Here is a 13,493-nt window from a genome sequence, read left to right on the forward strand (position 1 = left end):
AGTTCACCGATGGCGTATTTCGAGCATGAAGGTTGCAACCTGCACTACGAGGAATATGGCCACGGCGATCCGTTGCTGCTGGTTCACGGTCTGGGCTCCAGCACCCTGGACTGGGAAATGCAGATTCCCGCCCTGGCCGCGCATTACCGGGTGATCGTCCCGGACGTGCGCGGTCACGGCCGCTCCGACAAGCCCCGCGAGCGCTACAGCATCGCCGGTTTCAGCGCCGACATCGTCGCCCTGATCGAGCATTTGAAACTCGGCCCGGTGCACTACGCCGGGCTGTCCATGGGTGGCATGATCGGCTTCCAGTTCGCCGTCGATCACCCGCGGATGCTCAAGAGCCTGACCATCGTCAACAGCGCGCCCGAGGTCAAGGTGCGCAGCCGCGACGATTACTGGCAGTGGTTCAAACGCTGGAGCCTGATGCGCCTGCTCAGCCTCGCCACCATCGGCAAGGCCCTTGGCGCCAAGCTGTTCCCCAAACCGGAGCAGGCCGATTTGCGTCAGAAGATGGCCGAACGCTGGGCAAAAAACGACAAACGTGCTTATCTCGCCAGCTTCGATGCGATTGTTGGCTGGGGCGTCCAGGAACGACTTTCCCGGGTCACCTGTCCAACCCTCGTCGTCAGCGCCGACCGGGACTACACCCCCGTTTCGCTGAAAGAAACCTATGTCAGACTGCTGCCCGATGCGCGGCTGGTGGTGATCGCCGACTCGCGCCATGCCACCCCGCTCGATCAGCCCGAACGCTTCAATCAAACGCTGCTGGAGTTCCTCGCCACAGCCGATAATCACCCTCAGGATCACTGACCCATGCTGAAAAAACTCGCCCTCGCCGCCGGCACCGTGCTGTTCGCTGCCAACCTGATGGCTGCCACGCCGGCAAAAGCACCGCACGTGCTGCTGGACACCACCAACGGCCAGATCGAAATCGAGCTGGACCCGGTCAAGGCGCCGATCAGTACCAAGAATTTCCTCGAGTACGTCGACAGCGGCTTTTACAACAACACGATTTTCCACCGCGTGATCCCGGGCTTCATGGCCCAGGGCGGCGGCTTCACCCAGCAGATGCAACAAAAAGACACCAAGGCCCCGATCAAGAACGAAGCCAGCAACGGCCTGCATAACGTTCGTGGCACCCTGTCGATGGCCCGTACTTCCAACCCGGATTCGGCCACCAGCCAGTTCTTCATCAACGTGGCCGACAACGCTTTCCTCGATCCGGGCCGTGACGCCGGTTACGCGGTGTTCGCCAAAGTGGTCAAGGGCATGGACGTGGTCGACATCATCGTCAACTCCCAGACCACCACCAAACAGGGCATGCAAAACGTGCCGGTCGACCCTGTGATCATCAAGTCGGCCAAGCGCATCGACTAAGCTTTACAGGGCATATCGAGCGGCGCTGACCTGATGTCACGCCGCTCACACTGATAAAAGGAGAGCCCGTGCTCCGGGCGGTTATCTGATGCTCTATCGCCGTTTCGAACAACTGATCGACATATTCCGCGATGCCCCGACGGCATCCCCGCCGGACCGCGTTCTGCCCTTCTATACCTATTACCTGAAGCAGGTCTGGCCGAGTTTCGCCGCCCTGCTGATCGTCGGCCTGTTCGGTGCACTGATCGAAGTGGCGCTGTTCAGCTACCTGAGTCGCATCATCGACCTCGCCCAGGGCACGCCGAACGTCGACTTCTTCAAGGTGCACGGCGTCGAACTGGCGTGGATGGCGGTGGTAGCGTTACTGCTGCGCACGCTGTTCCTGGCGCTGCACGACATGCTGGTGCACCAGACCCTGAGCCCGAGCATGACCAGCATGATTCGCTGGCAGAACCACAGTTACGTGCTCAAGCAGAGCCTGAATTTCTTCCAGAACGACTTCGCCGGGCGCATTGCCCAGCGCATCATGCAGACCGGCAACTCGCTGCGCGATTCCGCCGTGCAAGCGGTGGATGCGCTGTGGCACGTGCTGATCTACGCGATCAGTTCGCTGGTGCTGTTCGCCGAGGCCGACTGGCGCCTGATGATCCCGCTGCTGACGTGGATCGCCGCCTACATCGGCGCGCTCTATTACTTCGTGCCACGGGTCAAGAACCGCTCGGTGGAAGCCTCCGATGCGCGCTCGAAGCTGATGGGCCGGATCGTCGACGGCTACACCAACATCGCCACCCTGAAGCTGTTCGCCCACACCAATTTCGAACAGCACTACGCCCGCGAAGCGATCCAGGAACAGACCGAAAAAGCCCAGCTGGCCGGCCGCGTGGTCACCAGCATGGACGTGGCCATCACCACCATGAACGGCCTGTTGATCGTCGGCACCACGGCGCTGGCCCTGTGGCTGTGGACACAATCGCTGATCAGCGTCGGCGCGATCGCCCTGGCCACCGGTCTGGTGATCCGCATCGTCAACATGTCCGGCTGGATCATGTGGGTGGTCACCGGGATCTTCGAAAACATCGGCATGGTTCAGGATGGTCTGCAGACCATCTCGCAACCGGTCAGCGTCACCGACCGGGAGCAGGCCAAACCGCTGGCCGTCGCCCGTGGCGAAGTGCGTTTCGAGCACGTGGATTTTCACTACGGCAAGAAGAAAGGCATCATCGGCGACCTCAACCTGACCATCAAACCCGGCGAGAAAATCGGTCTGATCGGCCCGTCCGGCGCCGGCAAATCGACTTTGGTCAACCTGCTGCTGCGCCTGTACGACGTCGAGGGCGGGCGGATCCTGATCGACGGCCAGAACATCGCCGAAGTCGGCCAGGAAAGCCTGCGCGCACGGATCGGCATGATCACTCAGGACACCTCGCTGCTGCACCGCTCGATCCGCGACAACTTGCTGTACGGCAAGCCCGACGCCACTGACGCGGAGCTCTGGGAAGCGGTGCGCAAGGCTCGCGCCGATGAGTTCATCCCGTTGTTGTCGGACGCCGAAGGACGCACCGGGTTCGATGCGCATGTCGGCGAACGCGGGGTGAAACTGTCCGGCGGTCAGCGTCAGCGGATCGCCATCGCGCGGGTGCTGCTCAAGGATGCGCCGATCCTGATCATGGACGAAGCGACCTCGGCGCTGGACTCGGAAGTCGAAGCGGCGATTCAGGAAAGCCTGGAAACTTTGATGCAGGGCAAGACCGTGATCGCCATCGCCCACCGCCTCTCGACCATTGCCCGCATGGACCGACTGGTGGTGCTGGAGAACGGCAAGATCGCCGAAAGCGGCAACCATGCCGAACTGCTGGCGCACGGCGGATTGTATGCGCGGTTGTGGGCGCACCAGACGGGAGGGTTTGTCGGCATCGACTGATCCTGCGTCAAAACACAAAAACCGCCAGAGCCCTTTAACCACGGGCTCTGGCGGTTTTTTATCGCCTGCTGGAAATCCCCTGAAACCCTGCTGTAATCAGCGAAGGCTCCGGAACGGAACCTGTCGTAAATCTGCAGGGAAGCATCACTCGATGCAGTCTCGATAGCACGCCTATCAAGGACTCTGTCATGTCTCTTTTCAAACGTTCAGTCACTGAGTTGTTGGGTACGTTCTGGTTGGTGTTGGGCGGCTGCGGCAGTGCGGTCATTGCCGCGTCTTCACCCTTGGGAATCGGCGTGCTGGGGGTCGCCCTGGCGTTCGGTCTGACGGTGTTGACCATGGCGTTTGCCATCGGCCACATCAGCGGCTGTCACCTCAACCCGGCCGTGTCGGTCGGTCTGGTCGTCGGCGGTCGGTTCCCGGCCAAGGAACTGCCTGCCTACGTCATCGCCCAGGTGCTCGGCGGGATTCTGGCAGCGGCCCTGCTCTACCACATCGCCAGCGGCAAGGAAGGTTTCGACATCGCCGCGGGCCTTGCCTCAAACGGTTATGGCGAACACTCGCCGGGCAAATACTCGATGGCGTCCGGCTTCGTCACCGAACTGGTGATGACCGCCATGTTCGTGGTGATCATCCTCGGCGCCACCGACAAGCGCGCTCCGGCAGGACTGGCACCGATCGCCATCGGCCTGGCCCTGACGCTGATCCACCTGATCTCGATTCCGGTGACCAACACCTCGGTCAACCCGGCCCGCAGCACGGGCCCGGCGCTGATGGTCGGCGGCTGGGCCATCGCCCAGTTGTGGATGTTCTGGGTCGCGCCGCTGCTCGGTGCGGTGGTCGGCGGCGTGCTCTATCGCTGGCTGGGCAAGGAAGACAGCTGAAGGAGCCGGCGAGGATCAGGCTTGCCGATACGGCAAGGCGTTCCTCGCCTCTTCGGCATAGGCCAGCACACCGGCGCGCTCCTGGTGCAGGAAGTCTTTGACCGCAGCTTTCAAACCGGGATGGCGCAGGTAATGCCAAGAATGGGTGATCACCGGTTCAAAGCCGCGAATCAGTTTGTGCTCGCCCTGGGCACCGGCATCGAAACGTTGAAATCCATTGGCAATCGCATAGTCCATGCCCTGATAGAAACAGGTCTCGAAGTGCAGCCGGTCGAACTCGGCCAGGCATCCCCAGTAGCGTCCGTAAAAACTGTCGCCGCCCACCAGGCTGAACGCCATCGCCACCGGCCGTGAGCCCTGTCGGGCCAGGACCACGCGAATCGATTCCGGCATGCGCTCGGCCAGCAGGCTGAAGAATTCCCGGGTCAGGTACGGCGCCTGCCGACGCACCGCGTAGGTGTTGGCGTAACAGGCGTAGACGAAATCCCACTGCGCCTCGTCCAGCTCGCGGCCTTCCAGCCATTCGAACTCGAAGCCCTGCCCCGCCACTTGCTCGCGCTCCTTGCGCATCTGTTTGCGCTTGCGCGAGGCGAGCACGTCGAGGAAGTTCTGAAAGTCGCGGTAGCCGCGATTCTGCCAGTGATACTGACAGCCAATGCGCTGCAGCCAGCCCGGCTGCTCGGCCATGGCAGCATCGGTAAACGCGTCGGTAAAGTTGATGTGGGCGCTGGAGAGTTCTTCGATTTCCAGATACCCCGGCAGGCTCTTGAGCAGTTCGAATCCGTCTTCGACATTCGCTGCCAGCAACCGAGGGCCGCTGACCGGGCTGAACGGCACCGCGCTCAAAAACTTGGGGTAGTAATCGATGCCGGCCCGGGCGCAGGCATCGGCCCAGCCGTGATCGAACACGTATTCGCCGTAGGAATGCCACTTGCGATAACCGGGCAGCGCAGCGATCACACGTCCCGCTTCGACGTGCAGCAAATGCTCCGCTTGCCAGCCCGTGTGCGGGCCGACGCTGCCACTGTCTTCCAGCGAAGCCAGAAAGGCGTGGCGCAGAAACGGCTGGTTTTGCGGGACCATAACATCCCAGTCGGAGGCTGGAATTTCCGACAGTTTGTGCAGACGTTGCAGCGGCATTTTCCTCTCCACTTTCGGGCGTGAACGCCCAGCGAGTATCGCTGATCGGCCGGGCGTTGCCCACGCCCGAATGCGCGACAGCGCTCTAGATCAATAGTTCACGGCAGTTTTGTATCGTCATCAACCTGCCATCATCGTGCCACTGCTCTGTCATAAACCATCGCGATACTGGCGCCTGTTTTTAGAGCGCCGGGTTCTACCCCGGACACTGTTTTCCGACCGTCAAACCGTCGGTTGTGCCCAGGATGGTTCAGCCATCCCCTTTTCATCTTCGGAGATTGCTATGCGTCTTGCTTCCACGAAAACTGCGGCGGCCCTGTGCGGTGGCCTGTTGCTGGCCATGAGTGTACCGGCCAGTGCCGCAGTCGACGCCAAACTGCTCGACATGCTCAAGGCTAACGGTTCGATTTCCCAGGCGCAGTACGTTGAACTGCAAACTGAACTGGCCAAGGATCAGAAGGCCCAGCAAATCGCGCAGCAGGCGCAGCAAGAGACCAACGAGCAAATCGCGGCGACCGCGAAGAAAACCAACGAGCTCAGCAGTTTCGACCAGAAACTGGCCTGGGCCGCCAAGACCCAGTTCAAGGGCGATGTGCGTATCCGTCAGGAAACCATCAAGATCGACGGCGAACCGAACAACGGCGGCCGCGACAAGGATCGCCAGCGCATCCGTGCCCGTCTGGGTGCCTACACCGAGATCAACCCGCAAGTCGACACCGGCATCCGTATCGCCACCGGGGGCGGCGACGACGCCCGTTCGACCAACCAGGACCAGGACAACTACTTCGACAAGAAGCAGATCTGGCTCGACCTGGGCTACATCGACTACCACCCGGACCAGATCAAGAACCTGCACATCATCGGCGGCAAGATGCTGCAACCGTGGGTGAGCATGGGCGACGTGATCTGGGACAGCGACATCAACCCGGAAGGTCTGGCCGTTACCTACAAGTATCCATTGGGCAGCAGCGTCGAGCTGTTCGGCAGCCTGGGTAACTATAATCTCAAGGACAACGTGGATGGCGACGGCGTGCAATTCCGTCATGACCTGCGTCTGACCGCCGGCCAGTTGGGCAGCCGCTTCGCCATCACCGACAACCTGAAACTGACCCTGGGCGGCAGCGTCTACGCCTACCAGAACGACGAAGACAGCCGTTGCACCGGCACCTCCACGCCGTGCGCCCTGGCCGTCAACGGCAACTCGGCGAACAACGAATTCCGTCTGTACGAAGGCTTCAGCCAGGTCGACATCGGCGGCCTGCCAATGCCGCTGTCGTTCTACGGTCAGTACGTGAAGAACAACGATGCAGTGACCGATCAGGACACCGCATGGCTGGTCGGTGCCAAGTCGAAAGTCTTCGGCCTGAACCTCGACTACAACTATCGTGATGTGCAGCGCAACGCTGTGGTCGGCGCCTTCACCGATTCGGACTTCGCCAACGGCACCACCGGTTCCCGTGGCCACAAGTTCAAGGTCGGTTACGACATCGACAAGAACTTCGCCATTGGTGCGACTTACTTCCTGACCAAGGCCGACTTCTCCAGCCGTACCCAGCGTGATGCAGACACCAACACCCTGCAGCTGGACGCGGAAGCGAAGTTCTAAGCAACCCGGCAACAGACTTCAAACGATGGGTTGTACATCCGGTTCCATCGTTTGAAGAGGCTTCAACAGACTGGCGCGACCGCAGCGATCCCCATCATCCGTTCGCTGCGGCCGCGCCAGTCTGTGTTTTCAGGGACTGTCCTTGCGCCGCAGCTCTGCCAACTGCTCGGCCAACGCGTCCACGCCCTCTTCAGGCTTTTGCGGCATCGCCCGCAGCGTCGCCTGCATCAAACGCATCTGGCGAATGAAACGCCGGCAATTGCGGCAGAACATCAGGTGATGACGCACCATCAGTTTTTCGCGAAAGCTCAACTGGCCATCGAGATAATCGCTGGATCGCGCCACTTGCTCCTTGCAGGTCAACATTCTCCCGTCTCCTCAAAATGCTCCACGGTCGCAAAGACCTTCAAACGTGCCCTGTGCAGCAGCACGCGGACATTGGAGAGCGAGATCTCCAGAAGATTACAGATCTCCTCCAGCTCCAGGCCCTGGCGCTCGCGCAGCGTGAGCACACTGCTCTGAAGTTCGGAGAGGCTGAGCAACGTATGCTCCAGGCATTCACGCAGCTCGCCTTCGGTCAGCAATGCCTCGGGTGTGTCCTGGTGCCAGGCGAACGGTGCTACCAGCCAATGGCCGTCGCCGGGAGAAAAACGATCGTCATCGATGGTGCCGTGGGGGGACGGCAGATCATCCAGCAGCACTTCGCGACGATTGAGTTTGTAGCGGCTCTTGGCCGAGTTGGCGGTGATGGTCAGCAGCCAGGTCTTGAGGCTGGAGCGCCCCTCGAAGCGACTGATATTCCGCACCACCGACAGCCAGGCGTCCTGCACCACTTCTTCGACATGGCGCTGGCCGACAATCGCGTAGGCCACCGCGCGCATGGGGCTTTGATAGGTGCTGACCAGCTCCTTGAAAGCCTTCTGCTCACCGGCGAGCAGCCGCTCAAGCAATCGGGTGTCGTCAACTGCCATCCATCAATCCCCTGTTCCTGACTTCGAAAATGATAGCGGCAGGACTTCGCCTGCCGCCACTTTCGAAAATTACAGCGTTCGCGCCGATTCGGATGTAGGAAACGTCAGCGCGATTAAGAGGAAATGAACCCGCTGTTAGCGTTTACGCAGAATCACGCTACCAATCGAGTAACCGGCACCGAACGAACTCAGCACCGCCAGCGAACCGGCCGCCAGATCGTCCTGATATTTGTGGAACGCAATCACGGAACCGGCGGAGCTGGTGTTGGCGTAGGTGTCGAGAATCACCGGGGCTTCTTCTTCGGTGGCTTCGCGGCCCAGCAGCTTGCGCACGATCAGGTGGTTCATGCTCAGGTTGGCCTGGTGCAGCCAGAAGCGTTTTACGTCACCGACATTGAGCTTGTTCTCTTCCAGATGCTCGCCAATCAGTTCGGCCACCATCGGGCAAACATCCTTGAACACCTTGCGGCCTTCCTGCACGAACAGTTTGTCGCGGGCGCCGATGCCCTCTTCCGCTGCGCGGTTGAGGAAGCCGAAGTTGTTGCGGATGTTGTTGGAGAACTTGGTCAGCAGTTTGGTGCTGACCACATCGAACTGGTGCTTGGAGGTTGCCAGATCGGCGCGCTCGATAATCACGGCGGTGGCCGCGTCACCGAAGATGAAGTGGCTGTCGCGGTCGCGGAAGTTCAGGTGACCGGTGCAGACTTCCGGGTTGACCATCAGGATCGCCCGGGCCTGGCCCAGTTGCACGGTGTTGGCCGCTTGCTGGATGCCGAAGGTCGCCGACGAGCAGGCAACGTTCATGTCGAAACCGAACCCCTGGATGCCCAGCGCTTCCTGGACTTCGATGGCGATGGCCGGGTAGGCACGCTGCAGGTTGGAGCAGGCGACGATCACGCCGTCGATGTCGGCGGCAGTCTTGCCGGCACGTTGCAGGGCTTGTTCGGCAGCGCCGATGGCCATCTGGCAAAGCACCGACCATTCGTCGTTGGAACGCTCCGGCAGGCGTGGCGCCATGCGCGCAGGGTCGAGGATGCCATCCTTGTCCATGACAAAGCGGCTCTTGATGCCGGAAGCTTTTTCGATGAACGCGGCGCTGGACTCGGTCAGGGCCTGGACTTCGCCGCTGGCGATGGCTTCGGCGTTGTCCGCATTGAACTGGGCGACGTAGGTATTGAAAGACTGCACCAGCTCTTCGTTGGAGATGCTGTTGGCCGGGGTGTACAGGCCGGTGCCGCTGATGACGACGTTATGCATGGTCGTTTCTCTAATCTGTTCAGGCAGAAAGTGCTGGCACCGACGTGCCAACACGCAAAGGGTCCATTCCCGTATCAAGGGACGCAAAAACCAGGCATCGCTTTATTCCGCTGCGCGGCCCGGCAAAGGCTCTGGGACGCGAAAACGGCATTTATGGTGGCGAAGTTTGCCATAAACCCAAGGTTTTGGCCCCATTCTCAAGTACAACGCCTGACCAATGTGGGAGCGCGCTTGCTCCCACAAGGGGAATTTCGTCCCCCCAAGGTCATGCCTCGACCTGCGTCCATTGTTTGTTCAGGCGCTTGTCGGAGATCGGCACTTTCGTGCCCAACTGCTGGGCGAACAGCGAAACCCGATACTCCTCCAGCCACCAGCGATACAGCTCGAGCTGCGGATCGCGTTTGCCTTCCTGAGCATGTTTGGCGGCGCGGGTCTGGTATTGCGTCCAAAGGCCGGCAAGTTCGCCGCTCCAGACCCGATCCTTCTGCACCTGCGCGCCCAGCTTCTCGAAACGCTGCTCGACCGCTTTCAGATAGCGCGGTAACTCCTTGAGCCAGAGCATCGGCGTTTCGCGGACGAAGCCCGGATACACCAGATGGCTGAGCTGCTGCTTGATGTCGTTGAGCGCCACGGCCTGAGCCAGATCGATCTTGCCCTTGAAGCGTTTTTGCAGACCGTGCCAGAGCTTGAGGATTTCCAGCGTCAGGCGTGCCACGCGCTCGGCGTGCTCGGTCCAGCTGCCGCGCTTGCGCTCGGCGAGTGCCGCCAGCCCTGCGCCGTCACGCGGCAACGGGTCTTCGCCGTCGAGAATGCAGCTGTCGAGGCTGGCCAACAGAATGTCTTCCACCAGCGCATCGACCCGCCCCAGTTCGCGGTACAGCAGGCCCAGTTCGGTCAGGCCCGGCAACTTGCCGCGCAGGAACTTCGCCGGTTCCGCCAGTTGCTGCATCAGCAGGCGCTGCAAGGCGCGACGGTGCTGGAACTCGGCTTCGGCCGGTGTCGAGAAACGACCTTCCTTGACCGTGCCGCCCTCCTCCACCAGCGCCGGATAGACCGTCATCGACAGCCCGGCAATCTTCTGCTGAGTCTTTTCCGCCACCGGCGCGAAGACCTTGGCCTCCACCGGTTGCTGGCTTTTCGCACTTTGCGGCACCGCCAGTGCGGCCTGGCTGGCTTCGGCGAAACGTGCAGTGAGTTCGGCCAGATCCCGGCCTTCGCCAAGGAACTTGCCCTGGCCGTCGACGATTTCCAGGTTCATCCGCAGGTGGCTTTCGACCTGCTGCGCCGCTTCGGCCCAGGCTTCATCGCTGACCCGCGCGCCGGTCATGCGCAGCAGTTCGCGACCCAGCGCTTGCGGCAACGAACCTTCGGCGAAGGTCATGCGTTGCAGCGCGGCCTTGATGAAGTCCGGCACCGGCACGAAGTTTTTTCGCAAAGCCTTGGGCAGGTTGCGCACCAGCGCGATGCACTTGGCCTCGATCAGTCCCGGCACCAGCCATTCCAGGCGTTCCGGCGGCAGCATCGGCAACAGCGGCGCCGGCACACGCAGGGTCACACCGTCGCGCGGGTGATTCGGTTCGAAGTGGTAACTCAGGGCCAGTTCCAGATCGCCGATGTGCAGCGTGTCAGGATAATGCTGGGCGGTGACTTCGCTGGCTTCGCGGGCCAGCACGTCTTCCTCGCGCATGATCAGCAGTTGCGGATCTTTCTGGCTGTTGACCCGATACCAGCTGTCGAACGTCGCGGTCTGGTGGATCTCCGCCGGCAGTCGCGCGTCGTAGAACGCGTAGAGGGTTTCCTCGTCGGCCAGAATGTCCCGACGACGAGCCTTGGCTTCCAGTTCGTCGAGTTGTTCGAGCAATTGCTTGTTGGCAGTCAGGCATTTGGCCCGGGACTGAATCTCGCCGCGCACCAGACCTTCGCGGATGAACAGTTCTCGCGAGACCACCGGGTCCACCGGCCCGTAATGCACCGGTCGACGACCGACCACGATCAGGCCGAACAGGGTGATCTGTTCGAACGCCACGACCTGGCCGCGCTTTTTCTCCCAGTGCGGTTCGAAGTGGTTTTTCTTGATCAGGTGCCCGGCCAGCGGTTCGATCCAGTCGGCGTCGATCTTCGCCACCATCCGCGCGTAGAGCTTGGTGGTTTCCACCAGTTCGGCGGTCATCACCCACTGTGGGCGCTTCTTGCCGATGCCCGACGACGGGTGAATCCAGAACCGCCGCTGACGGGCGCCAAGGTAATCGCCGTCCTCGGTTTTCTGACCGATCTGGCTGAGCAGGCCGACCAGCACCGCTTTGTGCAGCTTCGGATAGTCCGCCGGCTCTTTGTTCAGGCTCAGCTGCAAGTATCGGCAGATCAGACTCAACTGGCGATGGGAATCGCGCCACTCGCGCAGGCGCAGATAATTGAGGAAATTCTTCCGGCACCAGTTGCGCAGCGGACTGGCGGTCAACGCTTGGCGCTGTTCTTCGAAGCCACGCCACAGATTGACCAGCGCAGCGAAGTCCGAATCGGCGTCCTTCCACTGAGCGTGGGCCTGGTCAGCGGCCTGCTGACGCTCCGGCGGACGCTCGCGCGGGTCCTGAATCGACATGGCGCTGGCGACGATCAGTACTTCCTGCAGGCTGCCGAGCTTGGCGGCTTCCAGCAGCATGCGGCCCATGCGCGGATCCACCGGCAGGCGCGCCAACTGGCGGCCGAGCGGGGTCAGCTGACTGTTGCGATCCACTGCCGAGAGTTCTTGCAGCAGGTTGAAACCGTCGCTGATCGCCTTGCCGTCCGGCGGCTCGATGAACGGGAAATCGGTGATCTCGCCGAGGCGCAGATGGAGCATCTGCAAAATCACCGCCGCGAGGTTGGTACGCAGGATTTCCGGATCGGTAAATTCCGGGCGACCGAGGAAATCCTCCTCGCTGTACAAGCGCACGCAGATACCCGGCTCGACCCGACCGCAGCGACCTTTACGCTGGTTGGCGCTGGCCTGGGAAATCGCTTCGATCGGCAACCGCTGGACCTTGGCGCGGTAGCTGTAGCGACTGATGCGCGCGGTGCCGCTGTCGATCACGTAACGGATGCCCGGCACGGTCAGCGAGGTTTCGGCGACGTTGGTTGCCAGCACCACGCGACGGCCCGGATGCGACTGGAAAATCCGCTGCTGTTCAGCCGGCGACAGGCGCGCGTACAACGGCAGGATTTCGGTGTGTTTGAGCTGGGCCTTGCGCAGCATGTCGGCGGCGTCGCGGATCTCACGCTCGCCCGGCAGGAACACCAGCACGTCACCAGGACTGCGCCGTTCGCTGCGCTCATAGGCGGCGATTTCGTCGAGGGTGGCGAGGATCGCCTGATCCACGGTCAGGTCGTCTTCGACACGGTTGCCCTCTTCGTCCTGCTCAAGCGTCAGCGGGCGATACCAGGTTTCCACCGGGAAGGTACGGCCGGAAACCTCGACAATCGGCGCGTCATCGAAATGCTTGGAGAAACGCTCCAGATCGATGGTCGCCGACGTGATGATGACTTTCAGGTCCGGACGACGCGGCAGCAGGGTTTTCAGGTAACCGAGCAGGAAGTCGATGTTGAGGCTGCGTTCGTGGGCTTCGTCGACGATGATCGTGTCGTAGCGCTCGAGGTACCGGTCGTTCTGGGTTTCCGCCAGCAGGATGCCGTCGGTCATCAGTTTGATCAGCGTATTGGAATCGCTCTGATCCTCGAATCGAACCTGATAGCCGACCAGTGCACCCAGCGGCGTGCCGAGTTCTTCGGCAACCCGACTGGCCACGCTGCGCGCGGCAATTCGCCGAGGCTGGGTGTGGCCGATCAGACCATGCTGGCCGCGACCGATCTCCAGACAGATTTTCGGCAACTGGGTGGTTTTACCCGATCCGGTTTCGCCCGCGATGATCAGCACCTGGTGCTTTTCCAGGGCCTTCATGATTTCGTCACGCTTGGCCGCAATCGGCAGGCTGTCGTCGTAACGGATCACTGGCAGGCTGGCCTTGCGCGCCAGCACCTGATCGCAGGAAGCCTGCATGCGCGCCACCCACTGGGCCAGCTTGGCCTCGTCGGGTTTCTTGCGCAGCTCAAGCAACTGCCGCCGCAGCCGGTGGCGGTCGGCGAGCATGGCGTGATCGAGGTTTTTCAGCAGTTTGTCGATGGAGGGCGATTCGTCGGTCATCGGGTACGCAATTCGGTCGTCTAGTGGCGCAAGGACGCGATTGTCGCAGATTTACGCCTGACTGTGATCGTTCCCATGCTCTGCGTGGGAATGCAGCCAAGGACGCTCCGCGTCCCAAAAGCGGACGCGGAGCGTCCGGTGAGGCATTCCCACGCAG

At 61.5% G+C, this 13,493-nt stretch carries 10 protein-coding genes; 5 read left to right on the forward strand and 5 right to left on the reverse strand.

Annotation, left to right across the window (positions count from 1 at the left end; genetic code table 11):
• The first annotated feature begins 9 nt into the window (after positions 1 to 9).
• The 4 genes from ACODTD_RS17085 (at position 10) to aqpZ (ending at position 4,185) form a co-directional block, all read left to right on the forward strand.
• A complete protein-coding gene (locus ACODTD_RS17085; protein ID WP_201819540.1) occupies positions 10 to 813 on the forward strand; it encodes an alpha/beta fold hydrolase in 804 nt (267 codons plus the stop codon).
• Positions 814 to 816: 3 nt separating this feature from the next.
• Positions 817 to 1,380: a peptidylprolyl isomerase A gene (locus ACODTD_RS17090; RefSeq protein ID WP_011332958.1), complete on the forward strand. Its 564-nt coding sequence runs from the start codon at positions 817 to 819 to the stop codon at positions 1,378 to 1,380.
• An 88-nt stretch (positions 1,381 to 1,468) separates the two neighbouring features.
• Complete coding sequence (locus tag ACODTD_RS17095; protein WP_489105040.1) at positions 1,469 to 3,301, forward strand: ABC transporter ATP-binding protein; 1,833 nt, start codon at positions 1,469 to 1,471, stop codon at positions 3,299 to 3,301.
• A 188-nt stretch (positions 3,302 to 3,489) separates the two neighbouring features.
• A complete protein-coding gene (gene aqpZ / locus ACODTD_RS17100) occupies positions 3,490 to 4,185 on the forward strand; it encodes an aquaporin Z (RefSeq protein ID WP_011332956.1) in 696 nt (231 codons plus the stop codon).
• 15 nt (positions 4,186 to 4,200) lie between these two features.
• Here aqpZ and ACODTD_RS17105 read toward each other — a convergent pair whose 3' ends face one another.
• The gene (locus tag ACODTD_RS17105; protein WP_489105041.1) at positions 4,201 to 5,325 is read right to left on the reverse strand and encodes a GNAT family N-acetyltransferase; all 1,125 of its coding nucleotides are present in this window, start codon (positions 5,323 to 5,325) and stop codon (positions 4,201 to 4,203) included.
• A 283-nt stretch (positions 5,326 to 5,608) separates the two neighbouring features.
• On the opposite strand from ACODTD_RS17105, the gene ACODTD_RS17110 reads away from it, so the two are divergent.
• Positions 5,609 to 6,931 (forward strand): putative porin, encoded by a 1,323-nt coding sequence (locus ACODTD_RS17110; protein ID WP_011332954.1) that lies wholly within the window; start codon positions 5,609 to 5,611, stop codon positions 6,929 to 6,931.
• A 129-nt stretch (positions 6,932 to 7,060) separates the two neighbouring features.
• On the opposite strand, the gene ACODTD_RS17115 is transcribed toward ACODTD_RS17110, so the two are convergent.
• The 4 genes from ACODTD_RS17115 to hrpA all read right to left on the reverse strand — a co-directional run bounded on the left by ACODTD_RS17115 (position 7,061) and on the right by hrpA (position 13,336).
• Positions 7,061 to 7,297 carry an anti-sigma factor family protein gene (locus ACODTD_RS17115; RefSeq protein ID WP_011332953.1) on the reverse strand — a complete coding sequence of 79 codons (237 nt, stop codon included), beginning with the start codon at positions 7,295 to 7,297 and terminating at the stop codon, positions 7,061 to 7,063.
• Positions 7,291 to 7,902, reverse strand: coding sequence for an RNA polymerase sigma factor (locus ACODTD_RS17120; protein ID WP_197871696.1), 612 nt, complete (start codon positions 7,900 to 7,902; stop codon positions 7,291 to 7,293). The genes ACODTD_RS17115 and ACODTD_RS17120 overlap by 7 nt, the downstream gene beginning before the upstream one ends.
• A gap of 135 nt (positions 7,903 to 8,037) precedes the next feature.
• Positions 8,038 to 9,159, reverse strand: coding sequence for a beta-ketoacyl-ACP synthase III (locus ACODTD_RS17125; protein ID WP_011332951.1), 1,122 nt, complete (start codon positions 9,157 to 9,159; stop codon positions 8,038 to 8,040).
• A 265-nt stretch (positions 9,160 to 9,424) separates the two neighbouring features.
• Positions 9,425 to 13,336: an ATP-dependent RNA helicase HrpA gene (gene hrpA, locus ACODTD_RS17130; RefSeq protein ID WP_489105042.1), complete on the reverse strand. Its 3,912-nt coding sequence runs from the start codon at positions 13,334 to 13,336 to the stop codon at positions 9,425 to 9,427.
• Positions 13,337 to 13,493: the final 157 nt, after the last annotated feature.

The organism is Pseudomonas sp. FG35 (genome assembly GCF_057809295.1).

Coding starts and splice junctions, on each gene's coding strand:
- ACODTD_RS17085 (WP_201819540.1), top strand. CDS start 10: ATGGCGTATTTCGAGCATGAAGGTTGCAACCTGCACTACGAGGAATAT.
- ACODTD_RS17090 (WP_011332958.1), top strand. CDS start 817: ATGCTGAAAAAACTCGCCCTCGCCGCCGGCACCGTGCTGTTCGCTGCC.
- ACODTD_RS17095 (WP_489105040.1), top strand. CDS start 1,469: ATGCTCTATCGCCGTTTCGAACAACTGATCGACATATTCCGCGATGCC.
- aqpZ (WP_011332956.1), top strand. CDS start 3,490: ATGTCTCTTTTCAAACGTTCAGTCACTGAGTTGTTGGGTACGTTCTGG.
- ACODTD_RS17105 (WP_489105041.1), bottom strand. CDS start 5,325: ATGCCGCTGCAACGTCTGCACAAACTGTCGGAAATTCCAGCCTCCGAC.
- ACODTD_RS17110 (WP_011332954.1), top strand. CDS start 5,609: ATGCGTCTTGCTTCCACGAAAACTGCGGCGGCCCTGTGCGGTGGCCTG.
- ACODTD_RS17115 (WP_011332953.1), bottom strand. CDS start 7,297: ATGTTGACCTGCAAGGAGCAAGTGGCGCGATCCAGCGATTATCTCGAT.
- ACODTD_RS17120 (WP_197871696.1), bottom strand. CDS start 7,902: ATGGCAGTTGACGACACCCGATTGCTTGAGCGGCTGCTCGCCGGTGAG.
- ACODTD_RS17125 (WP_011332951.1), bottom strand. CDS start 9,159: ATGCATAACGTCGTCATCAGCGGCACCGGCCTGTACACCCCGGCCAAC.
- hrpA (WP_489105042.1), bottom strand. CDS start 13,336: ATGACCGACGAATCGCCCTCCATCGACAAACTGCTGAAAAACCTCGAT.